10 protein-coding genes and 4 pseudogenes are annotated in these 20,168 nt (G+C 40.5%); 6 read left to right on the top strand and 8 right to left on the bottom strand.

Annotated elements, in window-relative coordinates:
• The first annotated feature begins 63 nt into the window (after window positions 1-63).
• Window positions 64-1,779, top strand: coding sequence for a proline--tRNA ligase (locus I2F31_RS00305; RefSeq protein WP_195769178.1), 1,716 nt, complete (start codon window positions 64-66; stop codon window positions 1,777-1,779).
• A gap of 44 nt (window positions 1,780-1,823) precedes the next feature.
• Here I2F31_RS00305 and dcd read toward each other — a convergent pair whose 3' ends face one another.
• The 6 genes and pseudogenes from dcd to I2F31_RS00285 form a co-directional block, all read right to left on the bottom strand.
• A complete protein-coding gene (gene dcd / locus I2F31_RS00300) occupies window positions 1,824-2,393 on the bottom strand; it encodes a dCTP deaminase (protein WP_195769179.1) in 570 nt (189 codons plus the stop codon).
• A 213-nt stretch (window positions 2,394-2,606) separates the two neighbouring features.
• Window positions 2,607-3,095 (bottom strand): annotated as a pseudogene (locus I2F31_RS13525) (YadA C-terminal domain-containing protein); the annotation flags it as partial.
• Window positions 3,096-3,197: 102 nt separating this feature from the next.
• Window positions 3,198-3,653: pseudogene (locus I2F31_RS13520) on the bottom strand (hypothetical protein); the annotation flags it as partial.
• A 336-nt stretch (window positions 3,654-3,989) separates the two neighbouring features.
• Window positions 3,990-10,256: pseudogene (locus tag I2F31_RS00295) on the bottom strand (ESPR-type extended signal peptide-containing protein); the annotation flags it as partial.
• 439 nt (window positions 10,257-10,695) lie between these two features.
• The gene (locus tag I2F31_RS00290; protein ID WP_195769925.1) at window positions 10,696-11,526 is read right to left on the bottom strand and encodes an undecaprenyl-diphosphate phosphatase; all 831 of its coding nucleotides are present in this window, start codon (window positions 11,524-11,526) and stop codon (window positions 10,696-10,698) included.
• Between the two features lie 63 nt (window positions 11,527-11,589).
• Window positions 11,590-12,351 (bottom strand): class I SAM-dependent methyltransferase, encoded by a 762-nt coding sequence (locus tag I2F31_RS00285; protein WP_195769924.1) that lies wholly within the window; start codon window positions 12,349-12,351, stop codon window positions 11,590-11,592.
• Between the two features lie 161 nt (window positions 12,352-12,512).
• On the opposite strand from I2F31_RS00285, the gene I2F31_RS00280 reads away from it, so the two are divergent.
• The 5 genes from I2F31_RS00280 to I2F31_RS00260 all read left to right on the top strand — a co-directional run bounded on the left by I2F31_RS00280 (window position 12,513) and on the right by I2F31_RS00260 (window position 17,981).
• Window positions 12,513-12,893, top strand: coding sequence for an SMI1/KNR4 family protein (locus tag I2F31_RS00280; RefSeq protein WP_195769923.1), 381 nt, complete (start codon window positions 12,513-12,515; stop codon window positions 12,891-12,893).
• Between the two features lie 223 nt (window positions 12,894-13,116).
• Window positions 13,117-14,751 carry an MFS transporter gene (locus I2F31_RS00275; protein ID WP_195773275.1) on the top strand — a complete coding sequence of 545 codons (1,635 nt, stop codon included), beginning with the start codon at window positions 13,117-13,119 and terminating at the stop codon, window positions 14,749-14,751.
• Between the two features lie 18 nt (window positions 14,752-14,769).
• The gene (locus I2F31_RS00270) at window positions 14,770-15,843 is read left to right on the top strand and encodes an HlyD family secretion protein (RefSeq protein WP_195773274.1); all 1,074 of its coding nucleotides are present in this window, start codon (window positions 14,770-14,772) and stop codon (window positions 15,841-15,843) included.
• Between the two features lie 8 nt (window positions 15,844-15,851).
• Window positions 15,852-16,718, top strand: a complete 867-nt coding sequence (locus tag I2F31_RS00265) for a 1-aminocyclopropane-1-carboxylate deaminase/D-cysteine desulfhydrase (RefSeq protein WP_195769920.1) — start codon at window positions 15,852-15,854, stop codon at window positions 16,716-16,718.
• 66 nt (window positions 16,719-16,784) lie between these two features.
• Window positions 16,785-17,981 carry a BaiN/RdsA family NAD(P)/FAD-dependent oxidoreductase gene (locus tag I2F31_RS00260; protein ID WP_195769919.1) on the top strand — a complete coding sequence of 399 codons (1,197 nt, stop codon included), beginning with the start codon at window positions 16,785-16,787 and terminating at the stop codon, window positions 17,979-17,981.
• A 3-nt stretch (window positions 17,982-17,984) separates the two neighbouring features.
• Here I2F31_RS00260 and I2F31_RS00255 read toward each other — a convergent pair whose 3' ends face one another.
• Both I2F31_RS00255 and I2F31_RS00250 read right to left on the bottom strand, forming a co-directional pair.
• Window positions 17,985-18,212, bottom strand: coding sequence for a hypothetical protein (locus tag I2F31_RS00255; RefSeq protein WP_195769918.1), 228 nt, complete (start codon window positions 18,210-18,212; stop codon window positions 17,985-17,987).
• A gap of 119 nt (window positions 18,213-18,331) precedes the next feature.
• A pseudogene (locus I2F31_RS00250) lies at window positions 18,332-19,807 on the bottom strand (mechanosensitive ion channel); the annotation flags it as partial.
• Window positions 19,808-20,168: the final 361 nt, after the last annotated feature.

The following is a 20,168-nucleotide window of genomic DNA, read 5'->3' as shown; positions in this document are numbered from 1 at the left end:
CTATAGCCCATAATTACGATAGAATATGGGCTAGGTTTTTTATTTATATTAGGACAATTTAACATGCGTGCGAGCCGTTTTTTGTTTGCCACTCTCAGAGAAAATCCAAGTGATGCAGAAATTATTTCGCATCAGCTTATGCTTAGAGCAGGTATGATTCGCAAACTAGCATCGGGTTTATATACATGGTTACCTTTAGGCAAACGTGTTCTAAATAAAGTTGAAACCATTATTAAAGAAGAAATGGATCGCTCAGGTGCATTAGAAGTCTTCATGCCTGTCACGCAACCAGCAAGTTTGTGGCAAGAATCTGGACGTTTTGTTCAATATGGTCCAGAATTACTGCGTTTTAAAGACCGCCATCAAAATGACTTTGTACTGGGCCCAACACACGAAGAAGTGATCACAGACTTTGTGCGTAACGAGCTCAAAAGCTACAAACAATTACCCATTAATTTATACCAAGTACAAACCAAATTCCGTGACGAAATTCGCCCACGTTTTGGCGTGATGCGTTCACGTGAGTTTATTATGAAAGATGCTTACTCTTTTCATATTAACCAAGCCTCTTTGCAAGAAACCTATCAGGTGATGTACGACACTTATTCTCGTATTTTTACCCGTTTAGGTTTAGATTTTAGAGCAGTACAAGCAGATACAGGTTCTATTGGTGGCTCAGGCTCACACGAATTTCATGTTTTAGCATCAAGCGGCGAAGATGCAGTAGTATTTTCATCTGAATCTGACTATGCAGCCAATGTAGAAAAAGCTGAGGCATTATTGGTTGGCGAACGTGCTGAACCAACACAAGATTTAAAATACGTTGAAACACCTGCGCAAGACACCATTGCCAAAGTATCTGAATTTCTTGGCTGTTCAGCAGAACAATCTGTGAAAGCACTTTTAGTACAAGGTACTGCTCAAGAAGATGGCAATATCCCTGTGATTGCTTTGTTTGTACGTGGTGACCACGAACTCAACACCATTAAAGCAGAAAATCACCCACTTATTGCTTCACCACTGACTTTTGCTACTGAAGAGCAACTCAAACAACACAACCTACCTGCAGGCTTTATTGGGCCACAAGGTTTAGTTGAAAAAGGCATTACTGTTATTGTTGACCGTTCTGCTTCTATTTTGTCTGACTTTGTTGCAGGTGCAAACCTCCCTAACCAACATGCTGTTGGCGTAAACTGGGAACGAGATGCAAAACTCTCTGAAGTATATGACTTACGTAACGTGGTTGAAGGTGACTTATCACCAGATGGTAAAGGTACACTACAGATCAAACGTGGTATCGAAGTCGGTCATATCTTCCAACTGGGCAACAAGTATTCTGAGGCACTAAAATGTACAGTTTTAGGTGAGGAAGGTCGCCCTGTCACTTTAGAAATGGGTTGCTACGGTATTGGTGTGACCCGTGTAGTTGCAGCAGCGATTGAACAAAACTTTGATGAAAAAGGCATTATTTGGCCAACCGCACTTGCACCATTTGAAGTGGCGATTGTACCAATGAATGCACATAAGTCGCCAAGAACTGTTGAAGCGGCCGAAGCCTTATATGTTGAGCTACAGAACTTAGGCTATGATGTCTTACTTGATGACCGTAACGAACGCCCAGGTGTGAAATTCTCAGATCTAGAATTGGTGGGTATTCCGCACCGCATTGTGATTGGTGAAAAAGGACTCGATGCTGGCACGTTTGAATACAAACAACGTACCGATAATGAGTCACGCAATTTAAGCAAAGATGAATTACTTGCAGCACTGCAAAAATAAGCGAAACATCAAAAAAAGCCGTGCATTATTGCACGGCTTTTTTATTATGCTTTAGGCAGTGTAACACCTGTTTGACCTTGGTACTTACCACCGCGGTCTTTATATGACGTTTCACAGACTTCATCACTTTCAAAAAACAGCATTTGAGCAACACCTTCACCTGCATAAATACGTGCAGGCAAATTGGTTGTATTTGAAAACTCTAATGTCACGTGGCCTTCCCACTCAGGCTCAAGGGGGGTGACATTTACAATAATACCGCAACGTGCATATGTCGATTTACCTAAACACACTGTCAGCACATTTCTTGGAATACGGAAATATTCCACTGTACGAGCTAAAGCAAATGAGTTAGGTGGAATAATACACACGTCAGAATCTACATTAATAAAGCTTCTTTCATCGAAGTTTTTTGGGTCTACAATCGCTGAATGCACATTGGTAAACACTTTAAACTCAGGTGCACAACGCACATCATAACCATAGCTAGACACGCCATATGAAATAAGCTTTTCACCTTGCTCATTAAATCTGACCTGATTTTCAGCATACGGTTCGATCATGCCATGATTTTGGCTCATTTCGCGAATCCAACGATCTGATTTAATTGCCATATCTATTCCAACATTTACATATATTTATATAGCCATACTTTAACTGAAATCATGTGCTATTGAAATGTTCTCGCCTTTTTATTCATTGCCTTCTTTTTTATGATTATAAGTATAAAATTTTATTGTTATTGAAATCATAGATATAAAAAATCAGCCACTCTCTTATGAGAATGGCTGATTGTTACCTAAAGATTGATGTTAGTTGCTGTTAAATTACCACTGGTAACCAACAGATGCCGCACCACTGATGTTGCTACGAGTATCTGCAGAAGCACCGAATTTCCAAACATATTTGTTGCTGTCTGTAATCGCACTTACACCAATCGCCACAGCACCTTCACCACGGTAACCACCAACACCCGCACTCACCATGCTCTTACCTGCTTCAGTCGGTTGTGGCAAGTTACCTACAGCCATTGCTCCTGCAATACCTGCGTTGGTTTGGTTACGAAGCTTATTCATTTGCTGATTCGTTTGCGCAAATGCACTTTCTAAGTTACCTACACGTGTATCTACCGCAGTTAATGCACCACCTACACTATTATAGCTACCACCAGCAACGCTATACGTCGGTTGTGATACCGTACCGTCTGCTTGTACTGCTGAACCACCGCCTAATGCTGCAGCAGTTGCCGCACTTACTTTGTACACCTGTGCACCGTTTACAGCATCTGTAGAACTTGATGAAACGCTGCCACTCGCAACACCACTCACTGTACGGCTTGTACCTGCACTGTTCGCAACATTAATTTGCGTACCTGCTGAGTCTTTACCAATACTAATCGCAGCATCGTTGCTTGCTTGTTGCACAATACCAGTTTTACCGCTACCAATATTGCTTACTGTAGTCTGCAAGCTACTAATGTCATTGGTATTCGCTGTCACTTGGCTTTGTACATTCGCCAACTGCCCACCATTGACTGCATCTTTAGAACCTGCTGCAATTTTACCATCTGCAACATTGGTAATGGTTGTACCATTACTACCACCTAAAGTGATTTTGTCTTTATTGACACTACCATCTGCATTAGTGCCATATTGCACTGCACTGTTTGCTAATTGGTTTACACTACTACTTACACCGCTAATCGCAGAGTCTAATTGACCTTTGTTCACAGCATCCGTTGAGTTTACACCGTTAGCCACATTGGTGATGGTTTTACCACCTGCATCAATACCAGACGCTGTCACGCTTGGCCCTGTTGCTTTACCTGAGCTATCTTTAAAGCTTAGACCGCTCGTACCAATTGTTGTGCTTGAACCATCTTTAGCTGTATATACTGTGCTACCAGCAGCATATTGTGAGCTGTTACCTGTGTTGCTATTGGCAACAGTTAAGCCTGTTGCAGCAAGTGTACTTGTATTACCAGCACCATCTGCAACAGATACACCATTATTACCAACTGATGTATTGCCTGCGGTCACAGATGTGACATTAATGTCTTTACCACTGGTATTCGCATTTTGTACTGCTGCATCTAATGCGTTTAAAGCACCTGCTAATGTCGTCGATGTTGTACCACCTACAGTATAGGTCGGGTTACTGATTGAACCATCACTGTTTACTGTAGCACCGCCACCTAAAATACTCGCTACAGATGCTGTGCTTGTATCTAATTTATTATCTACAGATTTAAGTTGTGCAACGTTCACGGCATCACTGTTGGCTGTACCTGCCGCAACACCAGTAATTTGACGATATACATTATTCGTTGCATCACCCACTGCAACTGCACCCGTGGTTGACGTTGTTGCAGCAATCGCACTTGCATCTGATGATGCTACTTTTGCTGGAGCAAAGCCTGTAACATTGCCTGCTGTACGTGCGGCTGAACCTGTACCTAAGACCACCGAGCCTGCTGTTGTTTGTGTCACATTGTTACCGACAACAAATGTGTTATCTGTTGATACCGTATTGTTGTTACCCAATACATAACTCTCATTACCAGTCACCGTACTCGGGTCACCAAATGCACCTGAGTGATTACCAGAAACTGTATTTCCTGTACCAACACTAATTGACTGCGTACCAGATGCTGTTGCACCATCACCAATCGCTACAGATGATGTACCTGAAACATTTGAGTTATTACCAATAACCACAGAGTTAGTCGCTGCCGCTGATGCTGTTGCATTTACACCCAATGCTGTTGAGTTTTCACCCGCAGCACTAGAGTCTTTTGCATCTGTTGCTGCATTGGTATGGGCAAATTTAACGCCCTCTTTATTCATTTTTTGAACAGTTTCACCAATAGTCAGGTTATCTGTAGTGGTTTGGCCTGATTTATTGTAAGTCAGGAATTGTGAATCAGCATTATTTCCTTGATTCGTATTAACGACTTGGTCTGTAACATTAAATGTTTGTCCGCCAGCGCTCACACCTGTGACCGTATTTTTCACAACATTGGCAAGTGTATCCAGTTGACCTTTATTCACTGCATCTGATGCACCAACACCATTTGCCACGTTACTAATGGTTGTTCCACCGCCTGTGACTACACCATTTTCAATGGTCGCTGTGTTGTTGCCATTACCTGCCACAATGCTCGCATAGTTAAGACTACCATCACTATTTTTTGCATATTGAACCGCTGAATCACCCAATGAACCTAACTGGCTTTGTAGTTTTGATTGTACTTCTGCAACTTGACCACCTGTCACAGCATCCGTTGAGCCAGCAACAACCGCACCACCTTTAAGGTTAGTGATTGTTCCACCTGCAAGGTCTAGACCTGATTTAGTCAATGATGGCCCACCAGCAACGCTCACGCCTGCCGCTGTCACGGACGTACTGTTTCCTGATGCATCTGCAACAGTTACACCAGAAGCTGTGGTACCTATGCTATTACCTGCTGAATCTTTTAAGGTATTACCAGAGGCTGTCAAGCTATTCGTATTACCATTTTTATCTGAAACAGTCGTACCTGATGCGATCGTAGCATTGGTATTACCAGAACTATCCGTTACCGTAGAACCTGTTGCTTTCAGACTGTTACTATTGCCATCTTTGTCTGAAACAGTCGTACCTGATGCTGTTGTAGCATTGGTATTACCAGAACTATCAGTCACTGTAGAACCTGTTGCTTTCAGACTGTTAGTATTACCATCTTTGTCTGAAACAGTCGTACCTGATGCTGTTGTAGCATTGGTATTACCAGAACTATCAGTCACTGTAGAACCTGTTGCTTTCAGACTGTTACTATTGCCATCTTTGTCTGAAACAGTCGTACCTGATGCTGTCGTAGCATTGGTATTACCAGAACTATCCGTTACTGTAGAACCCGTTGCACCGTATACAGATGTGTTACCTGATGTATCTTTTACAGTATTACCCGAAGCTGTAGTCGATGTACTGTTACCAGCTTTATCCGTAACAGTATTACCTGTTGCTGTTAAGCTGTTACTGTTACCACTACTGTCTTTCAATGATGCTTCTTTGGCACTATAACTTGCTGTATTACCATCGCTATCAGCCACTGTCGTGCCAGCCGTCGTAAGCTTACTTACGTTACCTTTACCATCATCAACAGCTACACCATCTGTATTAATCGTTGTATTTCCAGCTTTCACACTATCTACGACAAGCTCTTTAGATGTTGCAACTTGGTAATTGGTACTACCATCAGCATTTGTATTTGCAGTAACTTCAGTATTTAAACCACTTGTCACTGTCGTTTTGGCTTTCGTCGCTTGGTCTTTTAGACTTGCAACCGCACCATCTACTGTATTTGCACCCGTACCACCAATATCTGAGGTGGTTATCGTGCCTGTAGCGGCATCATATGTCGCTTTACCACCTAATACAGTTGCTGTACTTGCACCAACTGCATCAGTTTTTACACCACCTGCAGATGCAACTTCATCCAATTGTTTTTTGTTAACAGCATCTGTGCTATTTACTGCATCACCGACATTACTAATGGCTTTACCACCTGCATTAACACCTGAAGCTGTAATGCTTGGACCAGTTGCTACGCCACTACTGTTTTTAAAGCTTAAACCTGCAGTATCTAGGACAGTTTTATTACCTGCACTATCGGTTACCGTTGTACCCGTTGCACCATATACAGAAGTGTTACCAGTTGAGTCTTTTACAGTATTACCCGAAGCTATAGTCGCTGTGCTGTTACCATCCTTATCCGTGATTGTCGAACCAGTCGATCTAGTCGTTGTACTATTACCACTACTGTCTTTTAATGATGATTCTTTAGCACCATAACTTGCTGTGTTTCCATCACTATCAGCAACTGTTGTACCTGCTGTCGTAAGTTTACTTACATTTCCTTTACCATCATTAACAGCAACACCATCATTATTGATCGTTGTATTACCAGCTTTGACGCTGTCTAAATCTAGATCACGATTTAAACCATATTTTATGCTGTTACCATCTTTAGTCACGGTTAAGTTTTTCTCACCAGATGCAGTTCCAACTTCCAGCGTATCACCTGCTTTAATTGCTTTACCATTTGCACCATTACTCGTGACTGTAAAGCCTTGGTCTAGTGCTGTAATTGCATCACCAACATTTGTTTTACTCACACCATTTACACTATAAGTTGGTGCAGAAATGGTTCCCGTAGCTGAGTCATATTTTGCCCCACCACCTAAAGCAGCTGCTGCACTTGTACCCGCTGCATCAGTTTTTGCACCACCTGCAGACGCAACATCATCCAGTTGTTTTTTGTTAACAGCATCGGTTTCATTAACAGCATTACCAACATTTGTAATTGCTTTTCCACCTGCATCAACACCAGAAGCAGTAATACTTGGACCAGTTACAGTGCCTGTTGCATCTTTAAAGCTTAAACCTGATGCATTAACGACAGTGGTATTACCAGCTTTATCCGTTACGCTAGTACCAGATGCTCCATATACTGATGTATTACCATTCACATCTTTTACAGTGTTCCCGGCAGCTGTAGTCGCTGTACTGTTACCCGCTGAATCTTTAAGCGTATTCGCAGTTGCTGTCAGGCTATTACTGTTGCCAGCTTTATCAGATACTGTTGTACCTGATGCTGTGGTGGCATTGGTATTACCAGCACTGTCAGTCACTGTACTGCCCGTAGCACCATATACAGACGTGTTGCCCTTGGTATCTTTTACAGTGTTCCCGGCAGCTGTAGTCGCTGTACTGTTACCTGCCGAATCAGTAAGGGTATTGCCTGTTGCTGTGCTTGCATTTTTATTTCCAGCACTGTCAGTCACTGTACTGCCTGTAGCACCATATACAGATGTGTTGCCACTGGTGTCTTTGACAGTGTTCCCGGCAGCTGTAGTCGCTGTACTGTTACCTGCAGAGTCAGTAAGGGTATTGCCTGTTGCTGTGCTTGCATTTTTATTTCCAGCACTGTCAGTCACTGTACTGCCTGTAGCACCATATACAGATGTGTTGCCACTGGTGTCTTTTACAGTGTTCCCCGCAGCTGTAGTCGCTGTACTGTTACCTGCAGAGTCAGTAAGGGTATTGCCTGTTGCTGTGCTTGCATTTTTATTTCCAGCACTGTCAGTCACTGTACTACCTGTAGCACCATATACAGATGTGTTGCCACTGGTGTCTTTTACAGTGTTCCCTGCAGCTGTAGTCGCTGTACTGTTACCTGCAGAGTCAGTAAGGGTATTGCCTGTTGCTGTGCTTGCATTTTTATTTCCAGCACTGTCAGTCACTGTACTTCCTGTAGCACCGTATACAGATGTGTTGCCACTGGTGTCTTTGACAGTAGTACCTGCAGTTGTAGTCGCTGTGCTGTTACCTGCAGAGTCAGTAAGGGTATTGCCTGTTGCTGTGCTTGCATTTTTATTTCCAGCACTGTCAGTCACTGTACTGCCTGTAGCACCGTATACAGATGTGTTGCCGTTTGTGTCTTTGACAGTAGTACCTGCAGTTGTCAACTTGCTAACATTACCACTGCCATCATCAACAGCTACACCACTCGTATTAATCGTTGTATTTCCAGCTTTTATGCTATCTACTACAAGATCTTTAGAGGTTGCCACTTGGTAATTGGCACTACCATCATCATTTGTAGTTTTTGTAACTTCAGTATTTAAACCACTTGTTACGGTTGTTTTTGCTTTAGTTGCCTGATCTTTTAAATTAGCAACTGCACCATTTACTGTGCTCTGACCTGTGCCACCGATATCAGAAGTTATCACTGTGCCATCACTACCTACAGTCGCATTTCCACCAAGTAATGTGGCTGTACTGTCTGAGATTGAACGGACTTGTGCACCATTTACAGCATCTGTAGATGATGAACCTACTGTGCCTGCGGCCACACCTGTGACTTTCTCATTACTTGCATTAATCCCTTTAGCTGTTACCTGGCCTGTAAAAATTGGTGCATCAACAACACTGTATTTATACGTATTACTGCCTGCATCATACGTCGCTGTCGTATTTGTACCATTAGCAAATGTAACGGTTTCACCTAATGCAACTTTATCAGCAGCATCTGTATTTGCTCTGAAGTTTAGGCCTTTGTCTGCGGTCGCTTGTGCTGTTGCAGATGCTGATTTAACAGCTGCCACAGCACCATTTACTGTGCTCTGACCTGTGCCACCAATATCCGAAGTTGTCACTGTGCCATCGCTACCTACAGTCGCATTTCCACCAAGTAATGTGGCTGTACTGTCTGAGATTGAACGGACTTGTGCACCATTTACAGCATCTGTAGAGGACGAACCCACTGTACCTGCCGCAATACCTGTGACTTTGGCATTACTTGCATTAATCCCTTTAGCGGTCACCTGACCTGCAAAGGTTGGAGCATCAACAACACTATATTTATAGGTATTACTACTCGCATCATACGTCGCTGTTGTATTTGTACCATTAGCAAATGTCACTGTTTCACCTAACGCAACTTTATCAGCAGCATCTGTATTTGCTCTAAAATTTAGGCCTTTGTCTGCGGTCGCTTGTGCAGTATTAGCAGCTGTTTGTGCGCTTGTCGCAGATGACTTAACTGATGCAACAGCAGCTTCAACTGTATCTGTGCCTGTACCACCAATATTTGAAGTACTCACCGTACCGTTCGTAGCCACAGCAGCATTACCACCGAGCACTGTCTTTAAACTGTTTGCAATATTAGAGCTATATGTTTTTGCTTGTTTTAACTGTGCAACGTTTACAGCATCAGTATCTGCTTGACCTGCAGCAACACTGGTAATTTGACGTGTCGTTGTAGTGCCATTACCTACAGAGATAGCACCTAAGTTAGACTGCCAAGTTGTACTCGTTGCCGTAGAGTTTGCACCCGTTAAAGCATCATAACCTTGTATGCCAGAAGCAGTAGAAGATGCTGAACCACTACCAAGAGCAACACCATTTGCAACCGTAGCACTTGAATTTGCACCTATAGCAATTGCACCTTCTGCAGATGCATTCACTGATGTACCTATAATAATAGAGTTTTTCCCTGAAGCATTCCCTTTACTGCTCCCACTCCCATCACCTGTAGTCACTGCCAACGCGCCAATTGCTGTAGCCTGAGAATCATTACCAATCGCTGTCGAACCTTTTGCTGTAGCCTGTGCACCTGAACCAATCGCTGTAGAACTATCAGCTGTTGCTTTTGCCGCATTACCTATGGCTGTTGCTGCGCCAACCGCACAAGGTGCATCACTATTCCCACCTATAGCTACAGCACCATATGGATTTGTACCTGCACCACTACAATATGTACCGCCACCAGCAGTATAACCAGCAAAAGAGGTTTGAGATATCGTCAGTAACACTAAAGATGCTGTAGTACCCACTACTGCACGTGTAGATTTTTTCTTAGACTTACCTAGCTCAGATACAGCACACCACGCACCTAGTGCCACATTCCAGACTACTTTATATACTTTATTCATGGATATACCTTCAGTTTTTTATTAAAAATGCAACCCTACTTCTGAGTGTTATTTGACCTGCTGTTTTTTCAGTCAAAACACATAAATCCTCCATACTATTAGCACAACTTTGCAAAAAAAATAAAAAATAAGTAAACCAAGTCTCATATATAAAATAAAATGTTAACTTATGTAATTGAGATTTTGGATAAATTTCACTCTAAAACTCATGGACTTATGTTGGTAATAAGCCATACGTACATGATTTACATTACATTAAATTACATTCAAAAAATAGAATATATCTTTTTATATCAGCAACTTAAAAAACACCATTAAGATTAAAAGTTTTTTTCGATAAAATTATTAAAAAATATTATATAAATCGATAATTATTATAAAAAAATGCCCTAACTAATTAGGGCACTTTTTTCAAGTAAATCTCTTTTAATAAAGCATATTATGCTAACGTAAAAATAACTATAGAAAAACCAATACAATACAAACCAAATATATGCCACTTTCCATGTTCTAACCAAGAAGATAGCCATTTGAGTGCCAGCATCCCTGCAATAAAACTTAATACCATACCTAAAAGACTGGGTAGAATAATGTGCTGTATGCCCTGAGTTGCCAGTGGGCTATGCATTAAGCGAAGTAACTCTTTTACAATAATGACAGGGGTTAAAACAACCGCCAAAGCAAAACTAAATTGCTCTGCCTTTTCCCTTGAAATACCTAAAAAAAGACTGGCTGAAATGGTTGCACCCGAACGAGAAAATCCTCTAAAAGGTAAACACAATGCTTGTACTGCACCAATAATTGAAGCGCGCTTTGTCGTCATGGGTTGGTTATCCCCCCGATCTAAATAAGATGACAGCCAAATCACTACACCGGCGGCACATAAAGCACATGCGATCAACTTACTGTTACTAAATAATTGTTCAATTTCAAACGCACTATCATGTGCAAAAAAAGTATGTTTAATGATAAATTGTAACAGTAACCCTAGAACACCGGTCACAGCAGTTGCAATCACAATATATTTAGCATGCTGTTTAAAATCCTGTACCGATGAAAAATAGCTCTGACGCCATGATTTCCAAAAATACAAAATCACCGCAAACATTGTTCCTGTATGCAACATCACCAATAAAAAAGTCATTTCAGGTGCAGAAGGGTCTAACTCTAATAGTTTTTCTGCCATAATCACATGGGCAGAGCTTGATACAGGCAGTAACTCAGCAAAGCCTTGTATCACCGCTAAAATAAATACATGCAATAATGTCATTGTTATACTCTATTTTAAAATTATGCTCCTTTATATAAAAATGCCATTAAGTCAAAATTAAAATTATTTTTTAAAGACCATATAACCAACATCTAGCTGAAAATCACCATTTGTTTGTATCTTAAAATGCGATGTCACCATACTAGATGCCATAGACTGTAAATAACGAATCGCATCTATGGCTTTATTTGGGGTATGCATACGTTTCACCCAATCAGCTAAGCAAATTGGTAATGTTTGTCGCTCAACATACAACGGCGTAAAACCATGACTTTCACTCAAATTTAACCATTGTCCTAAACTGTAATTACGTACATGGCTTGGGTCACGAAGCAACTCTACACTTTGCAAAAATGTATCTAAAATAGGTTGATTCGAGCCAATACTATCTACCACAATCAATATTCCATGTGGTTGAAGTACACGGTAAATATGTTGCATGGCCTGCTGTATATCTTGCCAATGATGTGCAGAGAAACGTGTTACCACAACATCAAACATGGCATCATCAAACGGCAAATGCTCCGCACAACCTTGCTGAATAGCTAAATTTTCTATGCCTCGTTCTTTCGCTGTTTTTGCCACTAAATCAAGCATTTCTGTAGACAAATCATATGCCACGACTTGTTCACATAAATTTGCAATTTGATAACTTACATGCCCTGCACCACACCCCAAATCAAGCACCTTTACAGGCTGAGATTGATTTGTGAGGACTTTCCTTATCTTTTCAAATTCAATGCCTTGTGCATGATTTTGGCTATTTAAATAATTCTGTGATTTATTGTGATATTGTTGCTGGTTAATCTGTTGTTGTGTTTTCATTGAACGGGCTCTTTTATACAATAGCTTTGAGCATACGCCAAAATACCAATATAAAAATTGATATATTTTTGGACAAAAAATAACTTAAAGTTATATATTTATTATTTAACTCAACTTTCACTCAGGTTCATTATGACAAAAACAAATGATTTAGATTTTATATGAGTGAACTCATTAAACTGTCAGGTAATCAAAGAACAAATGTGCCCTTACCAGATGATGACCTCATTGCTCAATATGAAAAAGAGATAGGATTTTCTTTCTGTACAGACTATAAACGTATGCTTAAAGTGGTTAGTAATATTCTATATGGAACAATAGAGTTATTATGTTTATCGAAAGATAAAATTTATTCTGATGAGCTCATTTCAACCTTACACACAGCGAGAGAACAAGGCTTAGCAAAAAATTGGCTACCTTTCTGTGAAGACAACGGTAACTACTATTGTATTAATTCAGATGGCATTATTAAATATTGGTCACATAATGGCTATACCAATGAACAATGGCCTAATCTAGCGAGTTGGATACACAATGTATGAATTTTAGAACAATGCTTTTATTTTCATTAACCCCATCTTCAGCATGAAAGCCATTACACTTGCACCACAACAGCACTAAAAATAAAATCTCCTACGGCGTTATGAACATTTTATTGACTTAAACATCTATAAATTAACACTTTAAAATATTTTTTCGCTTTACATTCTGTCTATTTAGACCCTTAATAGAGCCATAAGCGACATAACAATAGACCCTAAATAGATGTCAAAACAATCGCCTAAATATTTAGAACAACCACCCAATTGGGCAGAGGATGAACGCCCTGTCATACCAGGTTCACCACCTGCACTTGACCATGCCCGCTTCAAACGTTATGCCTACTTTATTATTGGTACTTTTATTGCACTCACTGCAAGTTTAAGCAATGGCTTTATTACGGCTAACCTACCACAACTTCAAGGCGAATACGGGCTAACACCCAGTGAAAGTGCATGGTTACCTGCTGTTTATGTAATGGCAAATGTGAGTGCGAACCTTGTTTTATTTAAAACCAGACAGCAATACGGCTTACGCCTGTTTACGGAAATTTCTTTACTGTGTTTTATTGCAGTCATGCTACTGCATGTATTTGTACAAGATGGCCGTATGGCCTTGGTTATTCGCTGTATTAGCGGTTTTGTAGCCGCACCGCTCAGCTCTTTGGGCATGTACTACATTATGCAATCATTTGGCAAAATCAACCGCTTAAAGGGCATCTATGTTGGTTTCGGATTTAACCAGTTAGGCATTCCTTTGGCGTGGGTGATTTCGCCATTTTTGGTCAATGCCAACCATTGGGTGAATCTCTACACCTTTGAACTCGGCTTAGCCATTTGCTGTTTTGCCATGGTTGTTGCCATCAAACTCCCTCGGGGTTTAAAAATAGATGTGATTGAGAAAAAAGACTTCATCACATTCTTACTGCTTGCTCCTGGGTTTGCTTGCTTATGTGCTGTGTTATCTCAAGGGCCTATTTTATGGTGGTTTGACTCGGCATGGCTTGCATATGTGCTTATGGCAGGGTTCACCCTCGTTGTACTTGGCTTTTTCTTTGAACATCATCGTGCAAACCCACTCATTTTAACCCGTTGGCTCGGCACTGCATCGGTCATACGTTTTGTCATTGGTGCATTTTTCTTACGCTTTTTACTGTCTGAACAAAGCTTTACCGCAGTTAATTTTTTAAAAACCATGGGAATGGGACAAGACCAGTTTGTTGGTCTATACAGTATTATTTTTATTGGCGTACTCCTCGGCACATTATTTAGTGCCCTGACTTTCTCAAGAAACCATCTATTTTGGCCATTGCTGTTAGCAACTTTACTCATTTTAGTGGCTTGTCGGCTCGATGCACATTTAACCAGTGATGTCAGACCACAAAACTTTTTCTACAGCCAGTTTTTAATTGCTTTTGCTAATGGTTTATTTATTGGACCTTTACTCCTCACAGGCATGGGACGGGCACTCAAACAAGGCACAAACCATGTCATTACCTTTATTATTTTATTTTCAGCCACGCAAAATTTTGGCAGTTTAGTTGGGTCATCATTTTACAACACCTACCAAAAACACCAAGCACAAGTCTATCAACTCGATATTGAACAAACACTTGATCGCACAGACCCAAACGTGACCAACCGCATCAAACAATATACTGCCATCTATAGCCCTCACCTGACCGACACCACCTTAGACCAAGCCAAAGCCACACAGCTATTAGCACAAGTGGTAACACGAGAAGCACAAGTACGAGCATATAACGATGTCGTCAATATCAATAGCATCATCGCCATTTTATTATTTTTATGGACACTCACATACATCGCTTGGCAAAAATACAGCACACAACGTAAATAAAACGAATGAGATCACATCATGACCGAAAAAAATAGCACTAAGCAAGAACCCAGTAAAACCATTCCGACCAGTTTACCCACGCTTGTGGTCATGGCTGTGGTACTGATGGTTGGGATTACTGCCATTTTATGGGCATGGCGTATTGGGCCATTTCATACCGCTATAGAAGAAACTGACAATAGCTATGTAAAAGGGACAACCACCGTTTTACCATCACAAATTAATGGCTATATTCAAGAAGTATTAGTCAATGACTTTGACCATGTAAAACAAGGGCAACCACTCATAAAAATTAACCCCGACCGTTATGACCAACAAGTCATACAGGCTCAAGCCAGCGTAGAACAAAGCCAAAATAACTTTGCCAATCAAACCCAAACCATTGCACAACGCCAAGCAGATATTATTTCAGCTCAGGCTAAAGTTGAGCAAACGAAGGTACAATATAACTTATCTCGTCAGCAACTGAGCCGTTATCAACAACTCCTCAATAGCGGTGCATCATCAAAAACCGAACAAGACACCGTTGCTGCCAACAATCAAAATAATTTAGCACTTTTAAAACAAGCTGAGGCAAATTTAGATGTTGCAAAAGAAGCCCTAAAAACAGCCCAAGTTGCACAAGTTGGTTTACAAGCACAAATTAGAAATGCACAAGCCAGCCTAGACCAAGCTAAAATTACTAAAAATTATGCTGTAATTACTGCCCCTATGGACGGTCAACTGGGTGAAGTTAGCCCTCGCCTAGGGCAATATGTCGCAGCAGGCACACAACTGCTTTTTTTAATTCCACCAAAACGCTGGGTCATTGCTAATTTTAAAGAAACGCAAATTGAGCATATGAAGATTGGTCAAAAAGCATCGTTTACTGTAGATGCATTGGGTCACGAAAAATTTACAGGTACAGTAGAGCAAATTTCCCCCGCCGCAGGTTCTGAATTCAGTATCATTAAAGCAGACAATGCCACAGGCAACTTCACCAAAGTGGTACAACGTATTCCCGTTCGCATTCAGATTGACCCTCAGCAAAAAGATACGGCATTATTACGTCCTGGTATGTCTGTGATAACCTCTGTAAATACACAGCAATAAATGATGTTATGTTGACACAAAGCACCCCTATTCAGTCTATTTTGCACAATCAAGACCTTGTACTAGATATAAAGCGTTTAGATCAAATTCACCCATTTGTATCTGGCAATAAATTTTTTAAGCTAAAATACAACTTACAAGAAGCCGTTCGCTTAAAAAAAACCAGCCTGATCACTTTTGGTGGTGCATATTCTAACCACATTGTGGCGACAGCATATGCCGCCAAACAATACCAGCTACAAAGCATAGGCATTATTCGTGGTGATGAACTGGCAAACAAACCACGCAACGCCACACTACAGCAAGCCCAAGCCTTTGGTATGCAATTACAATTTGTAAACCGCACCGACTACAAACAAAGACATGACCCACAATTTTTAGCACAATTACAACAGCAATACCCCAACAGCTATATTATTCCCGAAGGGGGAACAAACCAATTGGCCATACAAGGTTGCCAAGATATTTTAACCATTGCCGAAAAACAATATTACGATGTTATTTGCGTGGCGGTGGGTACAGGTGGCACCATTGCAGGGCTGATTGAGTCAACCACAGCCGCCACTCATATTTTGGGGTTTTCAGCACTTAAAGGTGACTTTTTAAAACAACAGATTGAAAGCTTAACGTCAAAAACACATTGGACACTACACAGCCAATATCACTTTGGGGGGTATGCCAAAATATCAGATGAACTGATTCAATTTATACAAGACTTCGAACAGCAACACCAGATTCCACTTGAGCCCATTTACACAGGAAAAATGATGTATGGCATGTTTGATTTAATCGCTCAAAATTATTTTCCTAAAAATAGCAAAATATTGCTCATTCACAGTGGTGGCTTACAAGGTAAAGCCAGTTTAATGCCATAAAACCACAGCGTATTTCACAAAAACTCAGGTATAATGCCCTGCTTTTTTCAGTACGGCGTAACTTTTATGAATAACCACTTTGATGTGATTGTACTTGGTGCAGGTGCAGCAGGACTCATGCTCGCAGCACTTGCGGGTCGTCGATGCCGTCACGTACTGGTATTAGAAAAAGCCAACAAAGTGGGTAAAAAAATACTCATGTCTGGTGGTGGTAAATGTAACTTCACCAACTTAGATGTTGAACCCAACAACTACCTATGCCACAACCCACACTTTGTGAAGTCTGCACTGTCTCGCTATACCCAATGGGACTTTATTGGCATGGTCTGTGACCACAAAATTGAATACGAAGAACGTAAACACGGGCAACTATTTACCACCAAAGGCTCAAAACTGATTTTAAAAATGCTACTCGATGAATGTGAAAAAAGTCAGTCAGTGACCATTAAAACCCAACACGATGTCAGCCAAGTAAGAAAACAACCCAATGGGCACTTTGTTGTAAAAACATCACAGGGCAATTTTAGCTGTGAATCGGTTGTGGTCGCTAGCGGTGGCTTATCTATTCCAACACTGGGTGGCTCTGGTATTGGTTATCAGATTGCAAAACAGTTTGGACATCATGTTTTTGATACTCGTGCAGGGCTCGTGCCTTTTACATTTTCAGATTATATTAAAGATACAGCCACAAAGCTCAGTGGTAATGCTTTAGATGTCACACTCTCTAACCATAAAACTGCATTTACAGAAGCCATGCTTTTTACTCACCGTGGCTTAAGTGGGCCAAGTGCTTTGCAACTGTCTAACTACTGGCAAGCAGGTGAATCTTTTGCAATTAACTTTTTTCCACAGCATGATCTTGCGCAGTTTTTTAAAGAGAAAAAGCAACAACAAGGCAAAGCTTTACTACGCACTATACTGCTTCCACTCACCACAAAAAGTATTATTTTAGAATTACAACAACTCATCTGGCCACAAGAAAGTGAACTTGCCATTGGTCAAATCAATGACCAACGCTTAAATGCGATTGCCAAACAACTGCATGCCTTTGATGTTAAACCCTCAGGTACAGAAGGCTACCGCACAGCCGAAGTCACACTTGGCGGTGTAGATACAACAGAAGTGTCTTCAAAAACCATGCAAAGTAACTATGTAAATGGTTTATTTTTTATTGGTGAGATTTTAGATGTGACAGGACATTTAGGTGGGTACAATTTTCAATGGGCATGGGCATCTGCGGCAGCTGCCGCAGAATACGTATAACACCTATTTAGACGTCAGTGGCTCGTCTGTCTCTGTATCATTGGCCAAATCATCAACATCTTTTGGTGCATTACTTACAGTACGAGGTAACGGCTTAGGCGTTTCTTCAACTGGATCGGCTGATGCACCCTCTACAAATATTGCTTTATAGGCTTTATAAAGCACACCTGCGGTGATTCCTGTAATCACCAATGGAGCTAAATAACCTGGTTTTTTATTACGACCAAACATACAACTCTCCTAAAAACCATTCGACTGTCAAAAGACAGCCGAATGGGTTAAACATTTAACAACCCAATTTAAGCACTTGGATTTTCATCTTTTGAATCTTTTTGCTCAATTGCTGATTTTGGCTCTTCTTTCTCTGCTTTTGCTTTGTCTAGTAAGCAAGTTAACAAGCGTTCTGCAGGTTGACGACCACCAAGACCAAAGGCCAAAGCAAATGCAACAGCCACCGCACCCAAAGTTAAACCAAATGCAAGGTTAACAATGGAGTCTGCAATGCCCATAGCACGTAAACCCATGGCAAGTACAAGACCCATTATAAGAATACGAACCACATTACCCAACCAACGAGAGCTACTATATTCACCACGTTGTACAATATTGGCAACCACATTAGCCAGCCAGAAACCGATCACCAAGATCACAGCACCAAGTAAGATGCTTGCACCAAACTGAATAAACATCGCAATCAGATTGCTAATTTGTTCAAAACCTAAACGGTTTGATGCCTCAGACACGGCAAACAGCATGGTGAAAAATACAATCAGTGTACCCACAACCGAAGAAACTTTTGTTTCTCCCATAAAGCGTTGCACATCTAATTTTGCAGGAACATTATCTACACCAGTCCCTGAAAGCACATCACGCACTAAACCTGCCACAAAGCGTGACACAATGTAAGCAATAATTAAGATCAAACCTGCCGCAATAATATTTGGCACGGCGTACATAATTTGATTCAACATTGCTGTTGCAGGCTGAGAAATTGCTTCAATGCCCAAAGCTTCAAATGCAACAATTAAGCTTGTTACAATAATTAAAGCAAAAGCAAATGAACCAAGCACTTTACCGATACTGGTATTTTTGAATAAGCCAATTTTTTCAACTTGTGCTTGCAAGCCAAAACCATTGACAACACCTTCAATAATTCCACGTACAATTTTGGCAATAATATAGCCAACAAAAGCAATCACACCTGCAATAAAGATATTTGGTATAAAGCCAACAACATCATTCACCATATTTTGAATAGGTAACAATAGGCCATCTAAATGCAAAATTGACAATACAATTGGTAAAAATAGCAATAAAATCAACCAATAGACAATACTAGCGATATTTTCACTAACAGGTTGCACACCCACTTGACTACTTAACTTCTCATCAAGTTCAGTTTTTGCCAAGAGTTTAGTCAGTCCTGCTTTAGCAAGACGCGCTAAGATCCATCCAATACCACCAACAACAAGTGCTGAAATAATATTCGGAATAAATACCAGTACTTGTGTAATCATTTGGCTAAACGGCGCACTCACACTATTAATATTTAAAATATTGAGTGCCGCAACAATCCCTAAAATGAGAATAAACCAAAACACAAACTTCGATGTTAAGCTCTCATAATCTGGCGTTTGACCTGTTGCTGAAGACAAATGTTTATTCATATTGGCCACACCGAGTGCTTTTTTAACACCCGCTGCGATTGCCAATGCCAAAATCCAGCAAATAATAAAGACAGCAACTGCCCCTAAAATTGGCTGTAATTGACTCCAATAATAATTAAAATCTGCACCGCCTCGCATATTCGACAAGTAATCATTCATTTTTATACCTCTTGTTTTTATTGCAAATTAAATATTTTGTCACTCAGCCCGCTGTATATATCAAATTAGCCATCTATGCTTTTTTCACAATACACATGCAGCTTTTTTACGAGCAACATACCTTCATTTCAAATAATCATACGGTAAAAATATTTTTGTATTGTCATAACAACAACGAACAAAAATGTGTTCTATTTATCACAAAAATAGCAAACAGATACTTTTTTATACGGATTAAGTATACAATCTAATCATTTTTTTCTTATTCTAAGTAACAATAAACATAAAAATAACTGCATGAATGCAATACAAAAACTCATGGCAACCGCAGAAGTAAACCGATTAACCTTATTTTATGTCG

Origin of the sequence: Acinetobacter rathckeae (assembly GCF_015627125.1) — a bacterium.
Lineage (GTDB): Bacteria > Pseudomonadota > Gammaproteobacteria > Pseudomonadales > Moraxellaceae > Acinetobacter > Acinetobacter rathckeae.
Note: the sequence above shows the minus strand (reverse complement) of the source record. Positions and strands in the feature narration are given on the sequence as shown.